Annotated in this window: 25 protein-coding genes and 1 riboswitch; of the genes, 15 read left to right on the top strand and 10 right to left on the bottom strand. The window is 62.5% G+C overall.

Features of this window, described 5'->3' with window-relative positions; all coding sequences use genetic code 11:
* Positions 1-13: 13 nt before the first annotated feature.
* The 9 genes from ribBA to ACIPZ5_RS15835 all read left to right on the top strand — a co-directional run bounded on the left by ribBA (position 14) and on the right by ACIPZ5_RS15835 (position 6,517).
* Positions 14-1,105 (top strand): bifunctional 3,4-dihydroxy-2-butanone-4-phosphate synthase/GTP cyclohydrolase II, encoded by a 1,092-nt coding sequence (ribBA, locus tag ACIPZ5_RS15875; protein WP_012270288.1) that lies wholly within the window; start codon positions 14-16, stop codon positions 1,103-1,105.
* Between the two features lie 91 nt (positions 1,106-1,196).
* Positions 1,197-1,673 carry a 6,7-dimethyl-8-ribityllumazine synthase gene (gene ribE, locus ACIPZ5_RS15870; RefSeq protein ID WP_027917814.1) on the top strand — a complete coding sequence of 159 codons (477 nt, stop codon included), beginning with the start codon at positions 1,197-1,199 and terminating at the stop codon, positions 1,671-1,673.
* Complete coding sequence (gene nusB / locus ACIPZ5_RS15865) at positions 1,670-2,170, top strand: transcription antitermination factor NusB (protein WP_003255393.1); 501 nt, start codon at positions 1,670-1,672, stop codon at positions 2,168-2,170. Before ribE ends, nusB begins: the two co-directional genes overlap by 4 nt.
* An 18-nt stretch (positions 2,171-2,188) precedes the next feature.
* On the top strand, positions 2,189-3,157 hold the full coding sequence (gene thiL, locus ACIPZ5_RS15860; RefSeq protein ID WP_400809581.1) for a thiamine-phosphate kinase: 969 nt from the start codon (positions 2,189-2,191) through the stop codon (positions 3,155-3,157).
* Positions 3,154-3,657, top strand: a complete 504-nt coding sequence (locus ACIPZ5_RS15855) for a phosphatidylglycerophosphatase A (protein ID WP_085677096.1) — start codon at positions 3,154-3,156, stop codon at positions 3,655-3,657. The genes thiL and ACIPZ5_RS15855 overlap by 4 nt, the downstream gene beginning before the upstream one ends.
* A 16-nt stretch (positions 3,658-3,673) precedes the next feature.
* Positions 3,674-4,417: an ABC transporter substrate-binding protein gene (locus tag ACIPZ5_RS15850; protein ID WP_261941742.1), complete on the top strand. Its 744-nt coding sequence runs from the start codon at positions 3,674-3,676 to the stop codon at positions 4,415-4,417.
* Between the two features lie 254 nt (positions 4,418-4,671).
* Positions 4,672-5,289, top strand: a complete 618-nt coding sequence (gene ribA, locus ACIPZ5_RS15845) for a GTP cyclohydrolase II (protein WP_085677098.1) — start codon at positions 4,672-4,674, stop codon at positions 5,287-5,289.
* Positions 5,286-5,705 (top strand): MFS transporter, encoded by a 420-nt coding sequence (locus ACIPZ5_RS15840; protein ID WP_400809576.1) that lies wholly within the window; start codon positions 5,286-5,288, stop codon positions 5,703-5,705. The genes ribA and ACIPZ5_RS15840 overlap by 4 nt, the downstream gene beginning before the upstream one ends.
* Positions 5,705-6,517: a cobalamin-binding protein gene (locus ACIPZ5_RS15835; protein ID WP_400809574.1), complete on the top strand. Its 813-nt coding sequence runs from the start codon at positions 5,705-5,707 to the stop codon at positions 6,515-6,517. Before ACIPZ5_RS15840 ends, ACIPZ5_RS15835 begins: the two co-directional genes overlap by 1 nt.
* Here the strand turns inward: ACIPZ5_RS15835 and ACIPZ5_RS15830 are convergent.
* The 5 genes from ACIPZ5_RS15830 to ribB form a co-directional block, all read right to left on the bottom strand.
* Entirely contained in the window at positions 6,495-8,366 is a 1,872-nt protein-coding gene (locus tag ACIPZ5_RS15830; protein ID WP_400809639.1) for a TonB-dependent receptor domain-containing protein, read from the bottom strand. The two genes, ACIPZ5_RS15835 and ACIPZ5_RS15830, sit on opposite strands and share 23 nt — an antisense overlap.
* Before the next feature lie 85 nt (positions 8,367-8,451).
* The gene (gene dxs / locus ACIPZ5_RS15825; RefSeq protein ID WP_343598802.1) at positions 8,452-10,347 is read right to left on the bottom strand and encodes a 1-deoxy-D-xylulose-5-phosphate synthase; all 1,896 of its coding nucleotides are present in this window, start codon (positions 10,345-10,347) and stop codon (positions 8,452-8,454) included.
* A gap of 131 nt (positions 10,348-10,478) precedes the next feature.
* Positions 10,479-11,366 (bottom strand): (2E,6E)-farnesyl diphosphate synthase, encoded by an 888-nt coding sequence (ispA, locus tag ACIPZ5_RS15820; RefSeq protein ID WP_400809571.1) that lies wholly within the window; start codon positions 11,364-11,366, stop codon positions 10,479-10,481.
* Positions 11,363-11,605 (bottom strand): exodeoxyribonuclease VII small subunit, encoded by a 243-nt coding sequence (locus ACIPZ5_RS15815; protein ID WP_008092375.1) that lies wholly within the window; start codon positions 11,603-11,605, stop codon positions 11,363-11,365. Before ACIPZ5_RS15815 ends, ispA begins: the two co-directional genes overlap by 4 nt.
* Positions 11,606-11,814: 209 nt before the next feature.
* Positions 11,815-12,465, bottom strand: a complete 651-nt coding sequence (ribB, locus tag ACIPZ5_RS15810) for a 3,4-dihydroxy-2-butanone-4-phosphate synthase (RefSeq protein ID WP_400809569.1) — start codon at positions 12,463-12,465, stop codon at positions 11,815-11,817.
* An 80-nt stretch (positions 12,466-12,545) separates the two neighbouring features.
* A riboswitch (FMN riboswitch) is annotated at positions 12,546-12,687 on the bottom strand.
* Between the two features lie 92 nt (positions 12,688-12,779).
* On the opposite strand from ribB, the gene ACIPZ5_RS15805 reads away from it, so the two are divergent.
* From ACIPZ5_RS15805 to ACIPZ5_RS15780, 6 genes are all read left to right on the top strand, one after another.
* Positions 12,780-13,985, top strand: a complete 1,206-nt coding sequence (locus ACIPZ5_RS15805; protein ID WP_343598809.1) for an RtcB family protein — start codon at positions 12,780-12,782, stop codon at positions 13,983-13,985.
* Positions 13,986-14,513: 528 nt separating this feature from the next.
* Positions 14,514-14,720, top strand: coding sequence for a co-regulatory protein PtrA N-terminal domain-containing protein (locus ACIPZ5_RS15800; protein ID WP_343598811.1), 207 nt, complete (start codon positions 14,514-14,516; stop codon positions 14,718-14,720).
* A 176-nt stretch (positions 14,721-14,896) separates the two neighbouring features.
* Positions 14,897-16,618, top strand: a complete 1,722-nt coding sequence (locus ACIPZ5_RS15795) for a copper resistance system multicopper oxidase (protein ID WP_400809566.1) — start codon at positions 14,897-14,899, stop codon at positions 16,616-16,618.
* A 14-nt stretch (positions 16,619-16,632) separates the two neighbouring features.
* A complete protein-coding gene (locus ACIPZ5_RS15790) occupies positions 16,633-16,950 on the top strand; it encodes a hypothetical protein (RefSeq protein WP_343598815.1) in 318 nt (105 codons plus the stop codon).
* Positions 16,940-18,016: a copper resistance protein B gene (locus ACIPZ5_RS15785; protein ID WP_400809563.1), complete on the top strand. Its 1,077-nt coding sequence runs from the start codon at positions 16,940-16,942 to the stop codon at positions 18,014-18,016. Before ACIPZ5_RS15790 ends, ACIPZ5_RS15785 begins: the two co-directional genes overlap by 11 nt.
* A gap of 9 nt (positions 18,017-18,025) precedes the next feature.
* Positions 18,026-18,808 carry a c-type cytochrome gene (locus ACIPZ5_RS15780; protein ID WP_400809561.1) on the top strand — a complete coding sequence of 261 codons (783 nt, stop codon included), beginning with the start codon at positions 18,026-18,028 and terminating at the stop codon, positions 18,806-18,808.
* Between the two features lie 328 nt (positions 18,809-19,136).
* Here ACIPZ5_RS15780 and ACIPZ5_RS15775 read toward each other — a convergent pair whose 3' ends face one another.
* The 5 genes from ACIPZ5_RS15775 to ACIPZ5_RS15755 all read right to left on the bottom strand — a co-directional run bounded on the left by ACIPZ5_RS15775 (position 19,137) and on the right by ACIPZ5_RS15755 (position 22,859).
* Positions 19,137-19,835, bottom strand: coding sequence for a helix-turn-helix transcriptional regulator (locus tag ACIPZ5_RS15775; RefSeq protein ID WP_261944361.1), 699 nt, complete (start codon positions 19,833-19,835; stop codon positions 19,137-19,139).
* Between the two features lie 177 nt (positions 19,836-20,012).
* Positions 20,013-20,540 carry an inorganic diphosphatase gene (gene ppa, locus ACIPZ5_RS15770; RefSeq protein ID WP_003255365.1) on the bottom strand — a complete coding sequence of 176 codons (528 nt, stop codon included), beginning with the start codon at positions 20,538-20,540 and terminating at the stop codon, positions 20,013-20,015.
* A gap of 105 nt (positions 20,541-20,645) precedes the next feature.
* The gene (locus ACIPZ5_RS15765) at positions 20,646-21,461 is read right to left on the bottom strand and encodes a zinc-dependent peptidase (protein WP_261941731.1); all 816 of its coding nucleotides are present in this window, start codon (positions 21,459-21,461) and stop codon (positions 20,646-20,648) included.
* Between the two features lie 8 nt (positions 21,462-21,469).
* Positions 21,470-22,117, bottom strand: coding sequence for a DedA family protein (locus tag ACIPZ5_RS15760; protein WP_152956248.1), 648 nt, complete (start codon positions 22,115-22,117; stop codon positions 21,470-21,472).
* Positions 22,118-22,400: 283 nt separating this feature from the next.
* A complete protein-coding gene (locus tag ACIPZ5_RS15755; RefSeq protein WP_343598823.1) occupies positions 22,401-22,859 on the bottom strand; it encodes a GNAT family N-acetyltransferase in 459 nt (152 codons plus the stop codon).
* Between the last annotated feature and the right edge of the window lie 74 nt (positions 22,860-22,933).

Here is a 22,933-nt window from a genome sequence, read left to right as displayed (position 1 = left end):
AAGGGGGTGCCGAGTGGCGCTCAACAGCATCGAAGAACTGGTCGAAGACATCCGCCAGGGCAAAATGGTCATCCTCATGGATGACGAAGACCGCGAGAACGAAGGCGACATCATCATGGCGGCCGAGTGCTGCCTGCCTGAGCACATCAACTTCATGGCCAAGCACGCCCGCGGCCTGATCTGCATGCCGATGACCCGCGAGCGCTGCGAGACCCTGAAGCTGCCGCTGATGGCACCGCGCAACGGCTCGGGCTTCGGCACCAAGTTCACCGTGTCGATCGAAGCCGCCGAAGGCGTCACCACCGGCATTTCCGCCGCTGACCGCGCACGCACCGTGCAGGCTGCCGCTGCCAAGGACGCCAAGGCTGAAGACATCGTCAGCCCAGGCCACATCTTCCCGCTGATGGCCCAGCCCGGCGGCACCCTGGCCCGTGCCGGCCACACCGAAGCGGCCTGCGACCTGGCGCGCATGGCCGGCTTCGAGCCGAGCGGCGTGATCTGCGAAGTGATGAACGACGACGGCACCATGTCGCGCCGCGCCGAGCTGGAAGTGTTCGCCGCCGAACACGGCCTGAAGATCGGCACCATCGCCGACCTGATCCACTACCGCATGATCCACGAGCGCACCGTGCAGCGCGTCTCCGAGCAGCCGGTGGAGAGCGAGCTGGGCGAATTCAACCTGGTCACCTACCGTGACGCGGTGGAAGGCGACGTGCACATGGCCCTGACCCTGGGCAAGATCTGCGCCGAAGAGCCGACCCTGGTGCGCGTGCACAACATGGACCCGCTGCGCGACCTGCTGCTGGTCAAGCAGCCGGGCCGCTGGAGCCTGCGCGCGGCCATGGCCGCCGTGGCCGAGGCTGGCAGTGGCGTGGTGCTGCTGCTGGGCCACCCGCTGGACGGCGACGTGCTGCTGGCGCACATCCGCGAAAGCGCGGGCGATGCACCGACCAAGGCACCGACCACCTACAGCACCGTCGGTGCCGGCTCGCAGATCCTGCGCGACCTCGGTGTGCGCAAGATGCGCCTGATGAGTTCGCCGATGAAGTTCAATGCGATATCCGGATTCGATCTGGAAGTTGTAGAATACGTGCCCTCCGAGTGACTTGAGGCGGCATTGACGCCCTGAGCTCGAGTCCAGACCCCTGTCGAGGCCGCTTGTATGCGGCCTCGCTCTTGAAGATGAGAATATCGGAATGACCCTGAAGACCATCGAAGGTACCTTCATCGCCCCCAAAGGTCGCTATGCTTTGGTGGTTGGCCGCTTCAACAGCTTCGTCGTCGAAAGCCTGGTAAGCGGCGCCGTTGATACCCTGGTACGCCACGGTGTCAGCGAAAGCGACATCACCATCATCCGTGCCCCGGGCGCGTTCGAAATCCCGCTGGTGGCACAGAAAGTCGCCCAGCAAGGCGAATACGACGCGATCATCGCCCTGGGCGCAGTGATCCGTGGCGGTACCCCGCACTTCGAATACGTGGCGGGCGAATGCACCAAGGGCCTGGCCCAGGTGTCCATGGAGTTCGGCGTACCGGTGGCCTTCGGCGTTCTGACCGTCGACTCCATCGAACAAGCCATCGAGCGCTCCGGCACCAAGGCTGGCAACAAAGGCGGTGAAGCTGCCCTGTCCGCTCTGGAAATGGTCAGCCTGCTGGCGCAGTTGGAGGCCAAGTGATTAGCGACGAAAGCGATCGTTTCAACCCGCGCGATCCAAAACCTGCGGATGCCGGCAAGCCATCGAAAAGCGCCAAGCGCCGCGAAGCCCGCAAGCTCGCGACCCAGGCCCTGTATCAGTGGCACATGGCCCAGCATTCGCTGAACGAGATCGAAGCGCAGTTCCGGGTGGATAACGATTTCACCGATGTCGACGGTGCCTATTTCCGCGAGATCCTCCACGGGGTCCCGGCGATCAAGGGCGAAATCGACAAGGCGCTGGTGCCTTGCATGACCATCGCACTGGAAGAGCTCGACCCGGTCGAGCTGGCCGTGCTGCGCCTGTCCACCTGGGAGCTGATCAAGCGCGTCGACGTACCGTACCGCGTGGTGATCAACGAAGGCGTGGAGCTGGCCAAGGTCTTCGGTGCCACCGACGGCCACAAGTTCGTCAACGGCGTGCTGGACAAGCTCGCCCCGGCGCTGCGTGAAGCAGAAGTCAAGGCGAACAAGCGCTGATTCTGGCGCTGTCGGCCCATGGGTGAGTTCGAGCTGATCAACCATTACTTCGCCGCCGCGCCTTGTGCGCAGGGCGGCGAGGGCGTGGCGCTTGGCATCGGCGACGATTGCGCCCTGCTGGACCTTCCCCCCGGTGAGCAACTGGCGGTGTCGACCGACACCCTGGTCGCCGGGGTGCATTTCCCCACCGTCTGCGATCCGTTGCTGCTTGGCCAGCGCTCGCTGGCCGTGGCGGCCAGTGACCTGGCGGCCATGGGCGCAACGGCGATCGGCTTCACCCTTGCCCTGACCTTGCCGGATGTCGGCCCAGACTGGCTGGCAGCCTATGCCGACGGTCTCAGTCGCATGGCCCACCGTTGCCGCATGAGCCTGATCGGTGGCGACACCACCCGCGGCCCGTTGAGCATCACCGTCACCGTGTTCGGCCGCGTGCCGGTCGGCCAGGCGTTGCGGCGCAGCGGTGCGCGGCCAGGCGACCTGCTGTGTGTAGGTGGTTCGCTGGGCAAGGCGGCAGGGGCGTTGCCGTTGGTACTGGGTGAGCGTGAGGCACCTGCCGAGCTGGCCAAGCCGTTGCTCGATCATTACTGGTCGCCGATGCCCCAGCTCCACCTTGGCCAGCTGCTGCGCGGCCGGGCCACGGCGGCGTTGGACATTTCCGATGGCCTGCTTGCCGACTGTGGGCATATCGCCAAGGCATCCGGGGTCGCCCTCGAGGTGAACCTGGCGCAGGTGCCAGTGTCTCCTGCTCTGGAGGCCTTCCTTGGCCACGATGCAGCCCGGCTGGCAGCACTGACCGGCGGCGACGACTACGTACTGGCCTTTACCCTGCCGCCAGCGGCGCTCACCCCGCTGACCGACCTCGGTTTCGTCGAGGTGCACGTCATCGGCCGCGTGCTCGAAGGCCAAGGCGTGACCCTGCGCGACCCGCAGGGCCAGGACATCACCCCGGCTCAACGGGGCTATCAACATTTTAGGGAGACACCGTGACCGACCACCCCAACCAGGTGCCAGCGGAGTTCGTTCCGCCATCGGTCTGGCGCAACCCGTGGCACTTCATCGCCTTTGGCTTCGGCTCCGGCACACTGCCCAAGGCCCCCGGCACCTGGGGTTCGATGGTCGCGATCCCGTTCATCCCGCTGTGGCAGATGCTGCCCGACTGGGGCTACTGGCTGCTGCTGGGCGTGACAATGCTGTTTGGTTTCTGGCTGTGCGGCAAGGTCGCCAACGACTTGCGTGTGCACGACCATGAAGGCATTGTCTGGGACGAGATGGTCGGCATGTGGATCACCCTGTGGCTGGTGCCGGAAGGGTGGCAGTGGATCCTCGCCGGGTTCCTGATGTTCCGCTTCTTCGACATCCTCAAGCCATGGCCGATCCGCTGGATCGACCGCCATGTGCACGGCGGTGTCGGGATCATGCTCGACGATATCCTGGCCGGTGTGTTTGCCTGGCTGGGCATGCAGATTCTGGTGTGGGCGGTAGGCTGAAGCAGGGAGCGTTTCGATGGCCATGAGGACTGTGCTGCTGGCAATGATGCTGAGCCTTGCCCCTTGGGTGATGGCAGCTGATGCGTTACCCAAGCAGATTCACCTGGTCAGCGAAGAGTGGAGCGACTACACCAATGCCGATGGCAGTGGGGTGGCCTGGGATGTGCTGCGCAAGGTGTTCGAACCTGCCGGCGTGAAGGTGGTGACCCAGAGTGCGCCGTACAGCCGCGCGGTTGGCCTGGTCAAGCGGGGCGAGGCCGATGCCTGGGTCGGGTCGTACAAGGAGGAAAACGACGACAACCTGTATCCGCGCTGGCACTTCGATATGGACCATATCTATGCCCTGGGCCTGGCCAGCACGCCGGTGCCGACCTTGGCTACCGTCGGCCAGTACCGCCTGGCCTGGGTGCGCGGCTATGACTACAGCAGTTACCTGCCCAACGTGCACAACTTCCGAGAAATCCAGCGCCGTGAAGGCATCCTGCCGATGCTCGAACATGAGCGCGTGGATTTCTACATCGATGCGCAGACCGAAGTCGACTATGTGCTCGGGCAGACTTCGCAGCCGGAGCGTTTTCGCAGTACCCATGTGGCCGAACTGCCGCTGTACCTGGCGTTCTCCAAGAGCGAACAGGCCAAGGTCCTGCGCGACCTGTTCGACAAACGCATGGCCGAGTTGGTACGCAGCGGCGAGCTGAAGCCGATCTTCGAGCATTGGAAGCAGCCCTATCCCTTCACCCCGGACAGCAAGCCGCAATAACAAGCAACTCGAGTCCCTGTGGGAGCGGGCTTGTCCCGCGAACACCGGCGAAGCCGGTGCCAGCCACCGCGCTGCCTGCTTCGCGGGTCAAGCCCGCTCCCACAATGATCGTGCAAGGCTCAGGGTTCAGCGCCACCCCCCGACTAAGCATCGAACTTTTCGATCTTAAGCCACGGTATTCAACGAGCGCACACGCGGCGACCTGCTGATACAATCGGCTCACGAGAAATTTCCTACTTATCCAGGAGCACAACGTGCCCGTCGTCTTTGTTGCCGCCTCGAAACTCCCGACTCCCTTTGCGATCTTCACCATGCATGGCTTCCTCGACGAAGCCACTGGCCGTGAGCACGTGGTGCTCAGCCTGGGTGATATCGCCGACGGTGAGCCGGTGCTGGGGCGCCTGCATTCCGAGTGCCTGACCGGCGATGCCCTGTTCAGCCAGCGCTGCGACTGCGGTTCGCAGCTGGAAGCCGCGCTGCAGGCGATCGCCCGCGAAGGCCGTGGCGTGCTGCTGTACCTGCGTCAGGAAGGCCGTGGCATCGGCCTGTTGAACAAGATCCGCGCCTATGAGCTGCAGGATGGCGGTGCCGACACCGTCGAGGCCAACGAGCGCCTGGGCTTTGCCGCCGACCAGCGCGACTACGCCATGTGCCTGCCGATGCTGGAGCACCTGGGCGTGAAATCGCTGCGCCTGATGACCAACAACCCGCGCAAGGTCAAGGCGCTGACCGACATGAACATCAAGGTCGCCGAGCGCGTGCCGCTGCACACCGGCCACAACCCGCACAACCGTTACTACCTGGCGACCAAGGCCGGCAAGCTCGGCCACATGCTGGGTAACGAACACCAGGGCGAGGTGCCCCAGGCGTGACCCGCGGCGAGGTCAAGCGGCGCCTGGCGCTGGCCTGGTGGCAGTACCTGGCGGTCGGCCTGGTACCGCTACCGATCATGGCCTGGGCCTTTGGCGGCGGCGATGCGCTGATCCCGGTGCTGGCCATGCCGCTGTTCATCGCCGGTGCCGCGACCATGTTCCTCAGCCTGCCGCGTTTCGGCGCCTACAAGCGGGCGCTGATCGCCACCTCGAAGGTGTTGGGCACGGCCGATGAACCCGCCGCCTGGATAAACCTGGCGCGGGTGCGGCGCATGGCCATGCTGTTTGCCTGCTTCCCGGCCTGGGTCGCCGCGCTGTCGGTGCTGGTCGGGCTGGAGGCGGTACCGCAGATACTCCTGGCGCTGTCCACCGTGGTGCTGCTTTACCTCTACCGTATTCCGCGTCAGCTGGGCTGATGCGCGTTCTGCTCTGCCTGCTGGCGCTGCTGGCCGTTACTGCAAAGGCCGGCGAGCCTTTGCGCGTGGTCAGCCTGGCGCCGTCGATGAGCGAAATCATGCTCGAACTGCACGCCGATGACCTGCTGGTGGGTGTGCTCGATGGCGGCGAGCGACCGCAAGCACTGCAAAGGCTGCCCTCGGTCGGGCGCCAGGGCCAGCTGGACATGGAAACCCTGCTCAGCCTCGAGCCCGACCTACTGCTGCTCTGGCCCGGCAGCGTGGCACCGGCACAGCGCGACCAGCTCAGGCGCCTGGGCATTGCCACTTACAGCGCCGAGCCCCACGACCTGAATCAATTGCTCGACCAGATCGAGGCCATCGCCGTGCGTGTCGGCCGGGGCGAGCAAGGCCGGCCCTATGTGCAGGCCCTGCGCGAGCGGCTGCAGCAGTTGCGCCAGCAATACAGGCGCGAGCATCCGGTGCGGGTGTTCTATCAGGTGTGGGACCGGCCGCTGTACACCCTGGGCGGGCAGCAGGTGGTCAGCGATGCCCTGGCGGTGTGCGGGGCGCGCAATGTCTTTGCCGATCTGAGTCAGCCAGCGCCGCAGGTGAATGTCGAGTCGGTGCTGATGCGCGACCCGCAGGTGATCCTGGCGGCCGATGAGGCGCAGCTGACGAGCTGGAAGGCCTGGCCACGGCTGAGCGCGGTGGCCGGGGACGGCTTGCTGGTGGTGCCGGACAAGGGGCTGGAGCGGCCCAGCGGGCAGATGATCGAAGCCACCGCCCGCCTGTGCGTGCTGCTGGCGGCTAGAGTGCCGGCGTCCAGGTGATGCTGAACAGTGCGGTGCGGCCTTCTTCGCGGTAGCCGTAGCTGGCCCCGTCGAAGCTGTACAGCGCCCGGCTGTAGTGCTTGTCCAGCAGGTTATCCAGCTTCATTTCAAGCTTCAGCTCGTCAGTGGCCGCCCAGCCCGCACGCAGGCCAAACAGGCCGTAACCGCCCAGGCGATTTTGGTTGGCTTCATCGTCGTAGCTGGCGCTGACGGCTTGCCAGCTGGCGCCTGCATTGAACTGTCCGAACTGGCGGTCCAGGTCCAGGCTCAGGGTGCGCCGAGCGCGGCGGGCGAGGGTGTGGCCACTGTCGCGGTCGCGTGGGTCGATCAGCGCCAGGCCAAGTTGGCTGCGCCATTCGCCCCATAGCTGGTCGAGTGCCATTTCCAGGCCGTTTATGCGCGCCGAAGCCACGTTCTGCGGGATCGAGTCCTGGCCGAAGATGATCGCATCGCGCAGGTCGGTGCGGTACAGCGAGGTTTCCAGGCGGCTGTCGTGGGTCAGCTGGCTACGCCACTGCACTTCATAGCTCTTCGAGCGCTCGGGCTTGAGGCCTGGGTTGCTGAACTGCGGGTAGTACAGGTCATTGAAAGTTGGGGCGCGGAAGCCTTCGCTGTAGGACAGCAGTACATCGTTCTGGGCATTCAACGGCACGGTGAGGCTACCGCTCCAGGTAGTCTGGCCGCCGAATTGCTGGTTCTGGTCGCGCCGTGCGCCAAACTCGGTGGAAAAGGCTTCGCCGCTGTAGCGGTGCTGGATGAAGGCCGCACGGTTCCAGCGGCTGTCCTCGGTGAAGTCGGTGCTGCCGTGCACGCGGTCTTGGTACCAGTCACCGCCCAGCAGCAGGTTGTGCCGCTCGGCCAGGGCCAGGTCGTTCTGCCAGGTGACCTGGTCGCGGTAGGTGTTGAAGACGAAACGCTCGTCGCTGAGCTTGTCGCGTTTGTCGTCGCGGTTTTCGCTGTGGCCAAGCTCCAGGCGCGAATGCCAGAGGTCGTTGAGCTGAGCATCGAAATAGCTGCCCAGGCTGCTGACGTTGAAGTCGGTGTAGGGCTTTTGCCCAAAGCTCTGGAAGGTAACCGGGTCGAAGCGACCGAATGGGTTGTCATATTCGCTGCGGCCGCGGCTGTCGAGCAGGTTCACGCCGGCTTCGAAGCGCTCGCCGAAGGTGTGGCTCAGGCTCAGGTTGAGCGATTTGTTGCGGTAGGCGTCATGGTCGCTGTCGCTGGCAAACGACGGCCCGGTCGAGTCGATGCCAGCGGTTTCATCGAGGCTGGCGCCGAGGTTGAAACGGGTGGCGTCGTCACCGCCAGACAGCCCTAGGCTGCGCTGGAAAGTCTGGTTGCTGCCCGCCGCCAGGCGCAGGCGCGGTTGCAGGCCGGGGCCGCTGCTGCGGCGGGTGAAGATCTGGATCACCCCGCCGATGGCATCGCTGCCATACACCGCCGAGCGCGAGCCACGCAGCACTTCGACCCGCTCGATCTGGTCGACATCGAGAAACTGCAGGCCGCTGTCGCCGGAGGTGGCGTTGGCGATGCGTACGCCATCGACCAGCACCAGGCTCTGGGCGGCCTTGGTGCCACGGATGAAGATGCCCGGCAGGCTGCCACGGCCACCGGTGGGGGCAACTTGCACGCCGGGCACGCGGCTGAGCAGGTCGGTGACGCTGCTGGGTTGCAGGCGGTCGATGTCGGCGCGGGTGAAGACGGTGTTGGCGGCGCTGGTGGCGGTGCGCGACTCGACCTGGCGGTTGGCGCTGATCAGGGTGTCGGGGAGCTTGAGGGCATCGTCGCGCTCAGCGGCCAGCAACGGCAAGGGGAGGCAGAGCAGCGGGGCAAAGCTCAGGATTTTCATGGTCATTACCAAAGCATTCGCGGGCAAGCCCGCTTCCACAGGGTATCTCAGCACCTGTGGGAGTGGGCTTGCCCGCGAAAGGGCCCTAGAGCCCGAGCTTGGCCATGCGAGCTTTGACAGAGGCCTCGATGCCAGCAGCATCCAGCCCGCACTCGGCCAGCATCTGCGCAGGCTTGGCGTGCTCGACGTAGATATCCGGCAGCCCCAGGTGCAGCAGCGGCTTGACCACAGCTTCGTTGGCCAGGAACTCGCCCACGGCAGCCCCGGCGCCACCCATGATGCTGTTCTCTTCGATGGTCACCAGCAGCTCGTGGTTGGCAGCCAGTTCCAGCACCAGGGCCTCATCCAGCGGTTTGACGAAGCGCATGTCGACCACGGTGGCGTTGATCTGCTCGGCAACCTGCAGGGCCTCGGCCAACTGCACGCCGAACACCAGCAGGGCAACTTTCTCGCCCTGGCGGCGAACCACGCCCTTGCCGATTTCCAGCGGATCGAGGTCGCCGCTGATCGGCGCGTTCGGGCCGGTGCCGCGCGGGTAGCGCACCGCAGCCGGGCCGTTGAACAGGTGGCCGGTGCTGAGCATCTTGCGCAGCTCGTTCTCGTCGCTTGGGGTCATCACCAGCATGCCCGGGATGCAGCGCAGGTAAGACAGGTCGTAGCTGCCGGCGTGCGTCGGGCCGTCTTCGCCCACCAGGCCGGCGCGGTCGATGGCAAACAACACGTCGAGGTTCTGCACCGCCACGTCGTGGATCAGCTGGTCGTAGGCACGCTGCAGGAAGGTGGAGTAGATCGCCACCACCGGCTTGCTGCCTTCGCAGGCCATGCCGGCGGCGAGGGTGACCGCGTGCTGCTCGGCGATCGCCACGTCGAAATAACGCTGTGGGTAGCGTTCGCTGAAGGCGACCAGGTCCGAGCCTTCCTTCATCGCCGGGGTGATGCCCACCAGGCGGTTGTCGGCGGCGGCCATGTCGCACAGCCACTGGCCGAACACGGCGGAATACTTCGGCCCACTGACTTTCTTCGGCGCAGCCGGCTTGTCGGCAGGCTCGAGCTTGGTGATGGCGTGGTAGCCGATCGGGTCGATCTCGGCCGGGGCGAAGCCCTTGCCCTTCTTGGTCACCACGTGCAGGAACTGCGGGCCCTTGAGGTCACGCATGTTGCGCAGGGTGGCGATCATGGTCGGCAGGTCATGGCCGTCGATCGGGCCGATGTAGTTCCAGCCCAGCTCCTCGAACAGCGTGCCCGGCACCAGCATGCCCTTGGCATATTCCTCGGTGCGACGGGCGATTTCCCAGGCACCGGGCAGGCGCGACAGCACTTTCTTGCTGCCCTCGCGCATGCTCGCGTAGGTGCGGCTGGAGAGGATCTTGGCCAGGTAATTGGACAAGCCGCCGACGTTGCGCGAAATAGACATGTCGTTGTCGTTGAGGATCACCAGCATGTCGGCGTTGACTTCCTGGGCGTGGTTCAACGCTTCGAAGGCCATGCCGGCAGTGAGTGCACCGTCGCCGATCACGGCGATCGACTTGCGCGCGCTGTTCTGCAGGCGGGCGGCAATGGCCATGCCCAGGGCAGCGCTGATCGAGGTGCTGGAGTGGCCGACGCCGAAGGTGTCGTACTCGCTCTCGCTGCGGCGCGGGAAGGCGGCGATGCCGTCCTTCTGGCGCAGGCTGAGCATGCGCTTGCGGCGCCCGGTGAGGATCTTGTGCGGGTAGGCCTGGTGGCCGACGTCCCACACCAACCGGTCATCCGGGGTGTCGAAGACGTAGTGCAGGGCGATCGTCAGCTCGATGACGCCCAGGCCGGCGCCGAAATGCCCACCGGTCTGACCAACGGTGTAGAGCAACTCCTGGCGCAATTCGTCGGCCAGGGTCTCCAGGTCGGCTTCGGCCAACCGGCGCAGGCCGGCAGGCGTGTCAGCGCGGTCGAGCAACGGCGTGACCGGGCGTTCGCGGGGGATCTCTTGAAACGTCGTGGGCATCAGGCGAGTCGTTATAGGTGTGAAGACGCGGCAGTTTACCCCATTGTGGGAAAAGTGCCCATTCGACCACGGGTTACGCGGACCCTGTGGCAGCGGGTATACCCGCATCCACAAGGGATTGCAGTCAAGCCTTAATGACGGCGCTCGACGATGTAGCGCGCCAACGCCCGCAATGGCTCGGCAGTTTCACCAAACCCTTGCAATGCGACCAGCGCCTGGTCGCGCAGTTCGATCGCGTAGGCTTTGGCGGCTTCCAGCCCCAGCAGCGCCGGGTAGGTCGGTTTGTCACGGGCGATGTCGGCACCCTGGCGCTTGCCAAGGGTGGCCGTGTCGCTTTCCACGTCGAGGATATCGTCCTGCACCTGGAATGCCAGGCCGATGGCCTGTGCATAAGTCTGCAGGGCATCCAGCTGCGCCTGTTCGGCGCGGGCACTGGCCAGGGCGCCCAGGCGCACGCTGGCTTCGATCAGCGCACCGGTCTTGTGCCGGTGCATGAATTCCAGGGCCTGCTGGTCCAGCTTCAGGCCGACCGAGCCAAGGTCGATGGCCTGGCCGCCGACCATGCCCGCGGGGCCAGCAGCCTTGGCCAGGGCCTGGACCATGGCCAGGCGGATGCTGTCGGCCTGCGGGCTCAGGCGTGGGTCGAGCAGGGCGCTGAAGGCCAGGCTCTGCAGGCCGTCACCGGCGAGAATCGCGCAGGCTTCGTCGAAGGCTTTGTGGGTGGTTGGCTGACCACGGCGCAAGTCGTCGTCGTCCATGGCCGGCAGGTCGTCATGGACCAGCGAATAGGCATGGATCAGCTCCACAGCACAGGCTGCACCGTTGGCTTGATCGGCTGGCGCGCCCAGTGCTTCGCAGGCGGCATAGGCAAGTAGCGGGCGCACGCGTTTGCCGCCGTTCATCACGCTGTAGCGCATGGCCGCATAAAGGCGCTCCAGTTCTTTGGTCGGAGCGATGAACAGCGGTTCGAGGGCGGCGTCGACACGGGCCTGGCAACTGGCCTGGTAAGCGCTGATCATGCTTCTGGCTCCGCATCGAACGGCTGTGCGGCGAGTTCGCCATCACGTTCCAGCAGGATCTGAACTTTCTGTTCGGCCTGGGCCAGGGCCCCCTGGCAATCGCGCGTCAGGGCGATACCTTGCTCGAACGCGGCCAGCGAGTCCTCCAGCGACAGTTCGCCGTTCTCCAGGCGCTCGACCAGGGCTTGCAGGTCGGCGAGGGATTGTTCGAAATCGATGGAGGCTTTTTTGCGGGCCATGGCGACAGTCTCGGTGGCGGGTCAGAACCGCGCGACGTTAGCAGAGCGGGGCGGGGGGAGCAAACTTCAGGCAACTTGAGGCTGGATTTGCCGGCCTCTTCGCGGGCAAGCCCGCTCCCACAGTCATCTCACCGCCCTCAAGCTGTGTGAGATCCCTGTGGGAGCGGGCTTGCCCGCGAATGGGCCGCAAAGCGGCCCCGTGCGACAGATCAGGCAGGCTCGGCTTCCCGCTCGACCATGGCCTCACGGCACCGCGCCAGCTCTTCGATGGTCAGCACCGGCAGGTTGTATTGCCGGGCATACACCGACACCTGCTCACCCCGCGCCATGCTGCCATCGGGGTTCATCAACTCGCACAGCACTGCCGCCGGCCGTAGTCCGGCCAGGCGTGCCAGGTCCACCGAGCCTTCGGTATGCCCACGACGGGTCAGCACGCCACCATCCCGCGCGCGCAGCGGGAACACATGGCCAGGGCTGACGATATGGCGTTGCTCGGCGGTCGAGCGCAGCGCCGCTTCGATGGTGGTGATGCGGTCTTGCGCGGAAACGCCAGTGCTCACGCCTTCGGCTGCCTCGATGGTGACGGTGAAGCCCGTGCCATGCCGGGCCTGGTTGTTCTGCACCATCGGCGCCAGCTGCAGGGCATCGACAGTGGCTTCGTCCAGGCACAGGCAGACGATGCCGCTGCAGTCGCGGATCATCATGGCCATGGTCTGCAGCGACAGGTTCTCGGCGGCGGCAACGATATCGGCTTCGTCCTCGCGGTCGTCATCGTCGAGCAGCAATACAGGGCGCCCGGCCTGGAAGGCGGCGATGGCGGCGGACACATTGGGGAATTGTTTTTGCAGCAAAGGGGACATGAAACGCTCCTCGTGATTGATCGATGAACGTCTCGGGGCGAACAAAATGCGCGCGCAGGGGCGCCCGAATGGCCCCTGCCTGACGCCTTCTTTCATCCGGACTATGACCGTCGGCTCTGGAGTCGCACCAGATCTGCTGACCCCCGGCATGGCCGGGGCGCTCGCGGGCTCATCTTTCGATTTACCGCCGGTGGGGACTTTCACCCCGCCCTGAAGACCGGCCAAGCATACAGCACTGTGCCACCGTTCTGGCAACCCGCAGTTCTACGACCTTCGGCGGTATCATGCAGGCATGGCTCAACAGGAACAGCTCCATGGACATTCTCCAGGTCGCCGGCGGCAAGCCGGTCAAACTGTGGACCGACGGCGTGCCGGTCGAAGACGACGCTCGCCGGCAACTGCTCAATACGGCGAAGATGCCGTTCATCTTCAAGCACCTGGCGGTGATGCCGGATGTGCACCTGGGCAAGGGCTCGACCATTGGCAGCGTGATTCCCACGCTCGGTGCGATCATCCCCGCCGCGGTGGGGGTGGACATTGGCTGCGGCATGATCGCCGCGCGTACCTCGCTGCAGGCGCGCGACCTGCCAGACAACCTGCATGGGCTGCGTAGCGCCATCGAACAGGCGGTGCCCCATGGCAAGACCTTTGGCAAACGCGACCAGGGTGCCTGGGACAAGGTGCCGGGTTCGGCGGACAAGGCCTGGGGCCAGCTCGCCGGGCGCTTCAAGGCCATTACCGACAAGTACCCGCGCCTGGAAAAGACCAACAATCGGCACCATCTTGGCACCCTGGGCGGTGGCAACCATTTCATCGAGGTGTGCCTGGACGAGGCTGACCGGGTCTGGTTCATGCTGCACAGCGGCTCGCGCGGCGTGGGCAATGCCATTGGCAACCTGTTCATCGAACTGGCCCAGGCCGACATGCGCCAGCACCTGGCCAACCTGCCGGACAAGGACCTGGCCTACTTCGAGGAGGGCAGCCGCCATTTTGCCGACTATGTCGAGGCGGTGGAGTGGGCGCAGGACTTTGCCCGGCGCAACCGCGAGCTGATGATGCAGGCGGTGGTCGCAGCCACCCGCAAGGCACTGGGCAAACCCTTCGAGGCAAGCCTGGAGGCGGTCAACTGTCACCACAACTATGTGCAGCGCGAGCAGCATTTCGGGCGCGAGGTACTGGTGACGCGCAAGGGCGCGGTGTCGGCGCAGAAAGGGCAATTCGGTATCATCCCCGGCTCCATGGGCGCCCGGAGCTTCATCGTGCGGGGGTTGGGTAACGAGGAGTCGTTCTGCTCCTGCAGCCATGGTGCGGGCAGGGTGATGAGCCGGACCAAGGCCAAGAGCCGCTTCACCGTGGACGACCAGCGGCGGGCCACGGCGCATGTCGAGTGCCGCAAGGACAAGGACGTGATCGACGAGATTCCGATGGCGTACAAGGACATCGATGCGGTGATGCGGGCGCAGAGCGAGTTGGTGGAGGTGGTGCACACCCTGCGGCAGGTGGTTTGCGTAAAAGGGTGACTTGTACTGGCCTCTTCGCTGGCCCGCTCCCACAGGGATCGCACCGGTTTGGAAGTGGCTGCGGGACCCGTGGGAGCAGGCTTGCCCGCGAAAGGGCCCGACGTTTCGCATCGAATCCCGCATCCCCTCACACCCAGTGTGCAGCAAAAAAAGTGAGCTAACCGGAAGCTGACGCAAATGCAATGTTGGTATCAGCCAGCTGTCGGAGCCTGCCATCTACGGTCATTGAAGACGGGCATTGCTGTCACGCCTGCCGTTATCGGTAGCAATGGTTTCAAACCCCCTGATGGGTTCGTGAACACAAGTCGATGATGGCGGACAAGGCGAGTCATCCGTAGTCCAGGATTCGTGGCCGTTCCCCTCGTGCTCCTTTGACCCATCGGTGCCCACACGGCGCCGTTTTTTATGGGTCGCAAGACGCTGACAGAACTGTAATGCCGAGCTCAGCTTCCTGAAAGCGCAGCCTGGCTAATGTGACCCCAAGCCTGAACCCCATGGGCCGCACAGTAATCTGCCAAGGAACAACAGATGAACTCGATCAAAGCATTCGCAATGGTTATCACGTTTGGAATGGCTGGCCTTGCACTGGCTGAAGGTGGTGGCGAGCGGACCTTTGCGAAGATGGAGGCTGCACGTCAAAACGCCACGGATGCCTATCAGCTTGCACGGCAGAAGACGAACCCGGCGTCGATGGCAAGCCAAAGCCATAAACACGGGCAGCATGAGAACTGCTGATCCGAGCTTACAGAAATGTAATCACTCGGGAATCTTTTATGTGGCAGTTTCAAATCGCGTTTTCCCACTACGGCCTGCGTTTTCTAGCAAAGACTTGTGGGATCCCGAAGAGAGCCGGGGCTGTGATCGAGCGGCCCGGATATCAGCGAATTATCTGACTGACTGGACACTACGGCATGCAAAGCAAAACCACTAGACGATCTTTCGTCAAAGGCCTGGCCGCTACTGGATTACTGGGTGGACTGGGTATGTGGCGCGCGCCGGTCTGGGCTGTTACCAGTCCGGGCCAGCCGAATGTTCTGACAGGCACCGATTTTGATCTCTACATCGGTGAGTTGCCGGTCAACATCACCGGAGCAACTCGCACAGCCATGGCAATCAATGGTTCGCTTCCGGGGCCGATCCTTCGTTGGCGGGAGGGAGACACTGTCACGCTGCGGGTACGCAACCGCTTGAAACAGGACACTTCTATCCATTGGCACGGCATCATCCTACCGGCGAACATGGACGGTGTGCCTGGTCTGAGCTTTCATGGCATCGCACCCGATGGCATGTATGAGTACAAGTTCAAGGTCCATCAAAATGGGACCTACTGGTACCACAGCCACTCTGGGTTCCAGGAGCAGGTCGGGGTCTACGGTGCCCTGGTCATTGATGCCAAGGAGCCAGAGCCATTCACCTATGATCGCGATTATGTGGTCATGCTTAGCGATTGGACTGACGAGGATCCTGCCAGGGTCCTGTCCAAGCTCAAGAAGCAGTCGGACTATTACAACTACCACAAACGCACCGTGGGCGACTTCGTCAACGACGTAGGCGAGATGGGGTGGTCGGCTGCGGTGGCGGATCGAAAAATGTGGGCTGAAATGAAAATGAGCCCTACCGACCTCGCTGACGTAAGTGGCTACACCTACACCTACCTCATGAACGGGCAGGCCCCAGATACGAACTGGACGGGCCTCTTCAAGCCTGGTGAGAGAATCCGGCTGCGTTTCATCAACGCTTCGGCCATGACGTACTTTGATGTGCGTATCCCTGGCTTGAAAATGACGGTCGTGGCTGCTGATGGGCAGCACGTCAAACCGGTCACGGTTGATGAATTCCGTATCGCAGTGGCTGAAACGTTCGATGTCATTGTTGAACCGGAGGACGAGCAGGCTTACACCATTTTTGCTCAATCCATGGATCGCACAGGCTACTCCAGAGGCACCTTAGCCGTTCGCGAAGGTATGCAAGCTTCAGTTCCGGCAGTTGATCCTCGCCCTCTCATTTCAATGAGCGATATGGGTATGGATCACGGCAGCATGGCTGGCATGGACCACAGCAAGATGGCTGGGATGGACCATGGCAGCATGGGAGGCATGGGCGGCGCCATGCAGTCTCACCCAGCTTCAGAAACAAACAACCCCTTGGTCGACATGCAGACTATGAGTCCAACGCCTAAGTTGGACGATCCGGGAATTGGCCTGCGCAACAATGGACGGCATGTCCTGACCTATGCGGATCTGCGAAGCACGTTCATTGATCCGGATGGACGTGAACCAGGGCGCACCATCGAGCTGCATCTCACAGGCCATATGGAAAAGTTCGCCTGGTCCTTTGACGGCGTGAAATTCTCCGATGCTGAACCCCTACGCCTCAAATATGGCGAGCGTCTGCGTATCACTTTGGTCAACGACACCATGATGACTCACCCCATCCACCTCCACGGAATGTGGAGCGATCTGGAAGATGAGGACGGTAACTTCATGGTTCGAAAACACACCATCGATATGCCACCAGGCTCAAAACGAAGCTACCGAGTAACCGCGGATGCTTTGGGCCGTTGGGCCTACCACTGCCACCTACTGTTCCATATGGAAATGGGCATGTTCCGAGAAGTCCGCGTGGACGAATGAACTGGAGATCCAAAATGAACAAACCAATGAAGCGAAACGCCTTTTTCCTCTCTGCCGCGATGGCTGGTCTGTTTGCTGTTTACGCTCCTTCGTCGTGGTCCGGCGACAACCATGAACAGCACAGTCAGCAGTCTGCCGATGCCGCGAAATCGAAGGGTTCTCAGGGCATGGATCATGACTCGATGAAGGGCATGGATCATGGCTCCATGAAGGGTATGGGCCACGACACCATGAAAGGTATGGACCATGGCTCGATGGAAGGTATGGATCACAGCAAAATGATGGAATCGCATGGCAGCGATAAAGCTAAGGCAGGGAAAGATGACCAATAGCCTGGCACGACCATCGCTGTTGGCATTGACCGTTTCATTCAGCATGCTGGGTGCTGCGCCCAGCTTTGCTGTTGAGGAGATGGACCATTCGGCAATGGGGCACGGGGCCATGGAAATGGATTCCACCCCGTCGGCGGACCCGATGCCAGGTATGGACCACGCGCACATGGGCGCGAGCAAGCCGCAGAAGAACCCCCCGCCAGTTGATCGCAGCAAGATGAAACACAGTCAAGCTGCGGCCAAACCTGCGCACATGGACCACAGCAAGATGGGCCATGGCAGCATGCAGGGGATGGATCATGGTGCCATGGATCACTCGATGATGAACCATGGCTCTGATGCCCCAACGACGACTAGTCGTACTCCGATACCTGTGCTGACGGATGCTGATCGCCAAGCTGCCTTTCCTCCGTTGGGCGGGCATCAGATGCATGACAGCGCGATCAACAGCTTCTTCTTGCTAGACAAGCTTGAGTACCAGGATGCAGACGAAGGCAGCGCGCTGGCTTGGGAAGCCTCTGGATGGGTTGGCGGCGATATCAACCGGCTGTGGATCCGCTCCGAAGGTGAGCGGACCAATGGCGTCACCGAGGACGCTGAGTTGCAGCTTCTGTATGGGCGCTCCGTTAGCCCATGGTGGGATGTGGTAGCTGGGGTGCGCCAGGATTTCCAACCAGGATCACCACAGACATGGGGCGCTTTTGGTATCCAGGGCATGGCGCTCTATGACTTCGAAGCCGAAGCCACAGCGTTCATCGGTGAGAATGGCCAGGCAGCTGCTCGGCTGGAGGGCGAATACGACATTTTTCTAACCAATCGCCTGATCTTGCAGCCAACCGCTGAAGCTAATTTCTATGGCAAGAACGATCCCGAGCGCGGAGTGGGTTCTGGCTTGGCAAACACCGAAGTCGGTCTGCGCTTACGGTATGAGATCGTGCGCCAGTTCGCGCCCTACATCGGCGTAACCTGGAACCGCTCCTACGGCAAAACGGCAGACCTGATTCGCGATGAGGGCGGGGATGTCGATGAGGCGCGTTTCGTAGCCGGCATTCGGATGTGGTTTTGAGAGCTCGACATGAAGAGAACAATTACAACGCTGTTAGCAGCAGGCACAGTGGGTAGTGCGGCGGCATTGGCGGCGGCGTATTTTGGCCTGGTCAACGTCGGTGCTGATGATCCTCACTTCCCGGCCGTGCATGCTTTCCTCGCCATGGCGCGGGATCGCTCTATTGAAGTTCGCGCTAGGGACATCGAGGTTCCGAACCTCAAGGATGAAACCCTTATCCGTACCGGTGCCGGTAACTACAATGCTATGTGCATTGGCTGCCACCTCGCCCCAGGGTTGGATAAAACCGAGCTCAGCCAAGCGCTTTATCCGGCACCGCCCAATCTTGCCATGATAGGTTCAGGCAATGATCCCGCAGGTGCCTTCTGGATCATTAAACACGGTATCAAGGCCAGCGGCATGCCCGCATGGGGCAAGAGCATGGGGGATCAATACATCTGGGGTGTTGTCGCTTTCCTTGAGCAAATGCCGCAGATGAACGCAGAGCAGTACCAAGCGTTGGTAACAACCAGTGGCGGCCATCAGCATGGTGGTGGGGAAAGTGAGATGCACAATCATGAGGGCCTACAGGGCGGCAATGAGCGAGAGCATCATGGCAACGTTGCCTCTGAGGCAAGGCACCACGATATGCAGCAGTCAGAGGCCCATCACTCACACCCGGCAGATTCCGAGGCTCACAAGTCTGGGGGCGGCCATCATGATGCTGCCGAATCTTCTAGTGATCATCACTCAAAGCCAGGCTCTAAGACGCACGCACACAAAGATGGAAAGGTACACACCCATGAAGGCTAGCAGCCGCTTTCTCAGGTTGGCCGCTTTCGCGCCGGTTCGAGGTTGATGTGGCAAAGCATCAGGCGGCTTCAAGAGATGAAAATTATTTTCAGTGGGACATTAAAAAGCCGGCTTGTGGCCGGCTTCTCGGGGACGGTTCCGACTAATTTATGGTAAGTCGCAGCCGCCTTAACTGTGTGGCCATCAAGGGCCTGAAAGAGATGGCAGACGGTCGTGTGGAGCGTCGCCGAGCCCTCTGGAACGCGGCTTGCGCCGGCCGGGGCTGAATGTGCGGCGTAGCATACAAGGGCTGGCGCGGTATGCCCAGCAAAAAATGGCACAGAGTGTGTCAGTCGGGGCGTCTCTGGCGGTAATGCGACCAATGGAACACCCAGCCGAGTATCTCCAGCTTTTGCGCATCGCACTGTAAGGGTGTGTAGCGCTCCACGATCTCGCGCAGGTTATGGCTGTGCAGGCACAGGGTGCCCCGGTGACCGAGGCTCAGGCTGTTCACCCTGAGCCTGCCGTTGTGCAGCAGGGCATAGATCTCGCCATCAACCACGCGGGTGAAGCTGAGGTCGATCGCCAAGATGGCATCGCGCGGGATCCACGGCGCCATGTTGGCGGCAGGCATGGTCATGCAGATGGCTTTGTCCTCAGGCACGGCCAATGCCTCCAGCGCAGATGCCGGCATTGCCAGGCAGTGATGGTCGATCGCCACGAGTTGGCCATTGCGCAGTTCGTTGAAGGGCACTTGCACCAGGGGAGGATGCGATATCGAAGGTAAACCGGGTGTTTCTACAGGCGTTGACTGGGGCGCGTACATGCGTAGAAACGAATGCGGGTGTTTGGGGCCTTCGCCAGTTTGCAGCCAGCGGCGCTGCACACAGAACAACTCGGCCATTTCGTCGAGGCGGGCAATGGGGATGCCGCGAGTGAACCAGTTGTTGATGTGCTGGGACGTAACGCGGCGCTGGGCAGCGAAGTCTGAGGGAGTCAGGCCACATTCCCGAAGGAGTGCCTTGAGGCGTTCACCGGATCTGTTCATGAGACCGAGTGTAGCGGCCGGTTGCCAGTAACGAAATGAACGGGATGTTGACATGAACGGCGTGAAAAATGCCTTCATGTAGGGCGAAGGTGTAGGACTACGTAGGACTTTTTACCTGTCATAAGTATGACCCATAAAAAAACCCCGCCGAGGCGGGGCTTTTTCTGCAAAGCGGTATCAGCCCTTGTAGGCAGCAACCGATTTGGTGATCGCAGCGCGGGCGGCGTCGGCGCCTTCCCAGCCTTCGATCTTGACCCACTTGCCCTTCTCGAGATCCTTGTAGTTCGCGAAGAAGTGCTCGATCTGCTGGATCAGCAGGGCTGGCAGGTCGGTGTATTCCTTCACGTCGACATACAGCTGGCTCAGCTTGTCGTGAGGAACGGCGATGACCTTGGCGTCGCCGCCGCCGTCGTCGGTCATGTTCAGCACGCCGACCGGACGGGCACGGATGACCGAGCCTGGGGCTACCGGGTACGGGGTCACGACCAGCACGTCCAGCGGGTCACCGTCGTCCGCCAGGGTGTTCGGGATGAAACCGTAGTTGGCCGGGTAGAACATCGGGGTGGCCATGAAACGGTCAACGAACAGGGTGTCGCTGTCCTTGTCGATTTCGTATTTGATCGGCGCGTGGTTGGCCGGGATCTCGATAGCGACGTAGATGTCGTTCGGCAGGTCTTTGCCAGCCGGGATCTTGCTGTAGCTCATTGGGCAGTGCCCCCGTGTTTGATCAAAAAAGTGGCGGCGATTATAGGCACATTCCGCCAGGCCATGCCACGCCCGGCCTGATGTGCGGGCAGATGTGCGGCCGCATCAGGCGTGGCTTTGGCGGTACTCCGGGTGCTCGGCTTGCAGCCGCATGAGGCGCGCCAGCGGATCCTGGCGGTAGAACAGCGACAGCTGCTGGTACACCTGTGGATAAGCCTGCTGTAGCAGGTCGGGTGCGCTGAAGAAGTATTCGCTGGTGACGGCGAAGAATTCCGCCGGGTTTTCCGCAGCGTAGGGGTCGATGGCGGTTTCTGCGTCGGGGTCGGCGTCGAGCTGGTGATTGAGGTCGTCATAGGCCTGCTGCATGGCGGCGGCCCAGTCTTCCACGCGCATGCCCGGGTGCAGCGGCGGCAGGCCGTTGGCATCGCCATTGAGCATGTCGAGCTTGTGCGCCAGTTCGTGGATCACCAGGTTGTAGGCTTCCCAGCCGCCACTGGCCAGCACGCCGGCCCAGGCCAGGATGATCGGCCCCTGCTGCCAGGCTTCGCCGCTGTGCTCGGCATCCCACACGTGCTCAACCCCGCTGGCATCGCGGTGGCGCTGCGGGCTCTTGAAGTCGTCGGGGTAGAGGATGATCTCGTGGAAGCCCTGGTACCAGTTCAACTCGCCCAGGTGCAGCAATGGCAACTGCGCTTGGGCTGCGAGAAACAGGCGCTGCTCATCGTCCAGTTCTACCCCTGGGAGGGTGGTCAGGTGCTTGTCGAGCAGGAACAGGATGCACGCTTCTCGCAGCCACCGATCTTCATCGGCGCTGATGCCGTCGAGCATCGGCAGGCGATCGCGGATCACCTGCCATTGCCGTGCATCGATCGGGTAGCGCGCGAGGGTGCGCTTGCGCCGCCAGGCGCTGTAGGACCACATGTCTGCTGTCAGTGGGCCTTGGCGGTACGACCCAGGCGGCTACGCAGCAGGCCGAGGATCATCGGTACCAGCGAGAGCACGATGATGCCGACCACCATCAACGACAGGTGCTGCTTGATGAACGGCACGTTGCCGAAGAAGTAGCCCAGAGTCACCAGGCCGCCGACCCACAGCAACGAACCGGCCACGCTGAAACCAAGGAAGCGCGGGTAGTGCATGTGCGCGATACCGGCCACGAACGGCGCGAAGGTGCGCAGGATCGGCAGGAAGCGCGCCATGGTCACGGTCTTGCCGCCATGGCGTTCATAGAATTCGTGGGTGCGTTGCAGGTAGTCGCGGCGGAAAATTTTCGAGTTGGGGTTGCTGAACAGTTTTTCGCCGGTGGTGCGGCCGATGATGTAGTTGGTACTGTCGCCCAGGATGGCCGCCGCCATCAGCAGGCCCGCCAGCAGTACCGGGTCCATGCCGCCACCGGCGGCCACGGCGCCGGCGATGAACAGCAGCGAATCGCCCGGCAGGAACGGCATCACCACCAGGCCGGTTTCGCAGAAGATGACAGCGAACAGGATCGCGTAGATCCAGGGACCGTAGTTGGTAACCAGCAGATCGAGGTAGGTGTCGAGATGCAGGATTAAGTCCAGCGGGTTGAATTCCATGTACAGCACCTGTGTTCTAGACCCGTTTTACGGGCACGCGATGACGGACAATGCCCTGGGTGTCGGCATGATGACCTGAGGATGGGTAAAATTTCACACATGGCAGGTCGATGCATTATACGGCTAAGTAGGAAACCTGCCCGCGGAGTTTGTAGCCGGGGGTTACGACTTGAACATGTACTGGCCTTTTCGCGGGTAAACCCGCCCCCACAGGTATTGCACCGCTTTTGAGCTTTGCGTAGTGCCTGTGGGAGCGGGTTTACCCGCGAAAGGGCCGGAGCGGTCAGTCCTGATGGATCGGTAATATGTAGCTCTCGAACTCGGTGTCCTTGCGAAAGCCGATCGATTCATAGGTCTTGCGCGCCACCTCGTTGTTGGCGCTGGTCGATACTCGCATGCGCACTGCCTGGCTTTCCTTGGCCATTTTCTTGGCCTCGCGCATCAGGTGGTCGGCCACCAGCATGCGCCGCGAGTCTTCGGCGACGAAGATATCGTTGAGGATCCACACGCGTTTCAGCGATAGCGACGAAAAGCTCGGATACAGCTGGCAGAACCCCATGAGCTTGTCTTCATCCTCATCCGGCAGGGCCAGGTAGATCACCGACTCCTTGTACTTCAGGCGTTTCTCCAGAAAGGCACGAGAGCTGTCCGGATAAGGGAGCTGCCCATAGAACTCGCGGTATCTGACGAACATTGGAGTGAGCAGGTCGAGGTGTTCCAGGGTTGCCTTGATGATGCGCATGTGCGGCCCTCAGAGTCCATTAGGGGAAACAGCGGAATGCCTGCGGCTTTCATGGGCATGCTGCCCCAATGCTG

The organism is Pseudomonas sp. NPDC089428 (assembly GCF_044749325.1).
Classification (GTDB): domain Bacteria; phylum Pseudomonadota; class Gammaproteobacteria; order Pseudomonadales; family Pseudomonadaceae; genus Aquipseudomonas.
Note: the sequence above shows the minus strand (reverse complement) of the source record. Positions and strands in the feature narration are given on the sequence as shown.

Bases quoted from the DNA above. Each gene is read 5' to 3' on its own strand.
- ACIPZ5_RS15805 (WP_343598809.1), top strand. From the start codon at position 12,780: ATGGACATTCTCCAGGTCGCCGGCGGCAAGCCGGTCAAACTGTGGACC.
- ACIPZ5_RS15815 (WP_008092375.1), bottom strand. From the start codon at position 11,605: ATGGCCCGCAAAAAAGCCTCCATCGATTTCGAACAATCCCTCGCCGAC.
- ACIPZ5_RS15835 (WP_400809574.1), top strand. From the start codon at position 5,705: ATGCGCGTTCTGCTCTGCCTGCTGGCGCTGCTGGCCGTTACTGCAAAG.
- ribB (WP_400809569.1), bottom strand. From the start codon at position 12,465: ATGTCCCCTTTGCTGCAAAAACAATTCCCCAATGTGTCCGCCGCCATC.
- ACIPZ5_RS15790 (WP_343598815.1), top strand. From the start codon at position 16,633: ATGAACAAACCAATGAAGCGAAACGCCTTTTTCCTCTCTGCCGCGATG.
- ACIPZ5_RS15775 (WP_261944361.1), bottom strand. From the start codon at position 19,835: ATGAACAGATCCGGTGAACGCCTCAAGGCACTCCTTCGGGAATGTGGC.
- thiL (WP_400809581.1), top strand. From the start codon at position 2,189: ATGGGTGAGTTCGAGCTGATCAACCATTACTTCGCCGCCGCGCCTTGT.
- ACIPZ5_RS15760 (WP_152956248.1), bottom strand. From the start codon at position 22,117: ATGGAATTCAACCCGCTGGACTTAATCCTGCATCTCGACACCTACCTC.
- ispA (WP_400809571.1), bottom strand. From the start codon at position 11,366: ATGATCAGCGCTTACCAGGCCAGTTGCCAGGCCCGTGTCGACGCCGCC.
- ACIPZ5_RS15850 (WP_261941742.1), top strand. From the start codon at position 3,674: ATGGCCATGAGGACTGTGCTGCTGGCAATGATGCTGAGCCTTGCCCCT.
- ACIPZ5_RS15795 (WP_400809566.1), top strand. From the start codon at position 14,897: ATGCAAAGCAAAACCACTAGACGATCTTTCGTCAAAGGCCTGGCCGCT.
- ACIPZ5_RS15755 (WP_343598823.1), bottom strand. From the start codon at position 22,859: ATGCGCATCATCAAGGCAACCCTGGAACACCTCGACCTGCTCACTCCA.
- ACIPZ5_RS15830 (WP_400809639.1), bottom strand. From the start codon at position 8,366: ATGAAAATCCTGAGCTTTGCCCCGCTGCTCTGCCTCCCCTTGCCGTTG.
- ribE (WP_027917814.1), top strand. From the start codon at position 1,197: ATGACCCTGAAGACCATCGAAGGTACCTTCATCGCCCCCAAAGGTCGC.
- ACIPZ5_RS15785 (WP_400809563.1), top strand. From the start codon at position 16,940: ATGACCAATAGCCTGGCACGACCATCGCTGTTGGCATTGACCGTTTCA.
- ACIPZ5_RS15800 (WP_343598811.1), top strand. From the start codon at position 14,514: ATGAACTCGATCAAAGCATTCGCAATGGTTATCACGTTTGGAATGGCT.
- dxs (WP_343598802.1), bottom strand. From the start codon at position 10,347: ATGCCCACGACGTTTCAAGAGATCCCCCGCGAACGCCCGGTCACGCCG.
- ppa (WP_003255365.1), bottom strand. From the start codon at position 20,540: ATGAGCTACAGCAAGATCCCGGCTGGCAAAGACCTGCCGAACGACATC.
- ACIPZ5_RS15765 (WP_261941731.1), bottom strand. From the start codon at position 21,461: ATGTGGTCCTACAGCGCCTGGCGGCGCAAGCGCACCCTCGCGCGCTAC.
- ACIPZ5_RS15780 (WP_400809561.1), top strand. From the start codon at position 18,026: ATGAAGAGAACAATTACAACGCTGTTAGCAGCAGGCACAGTGGGTAGT.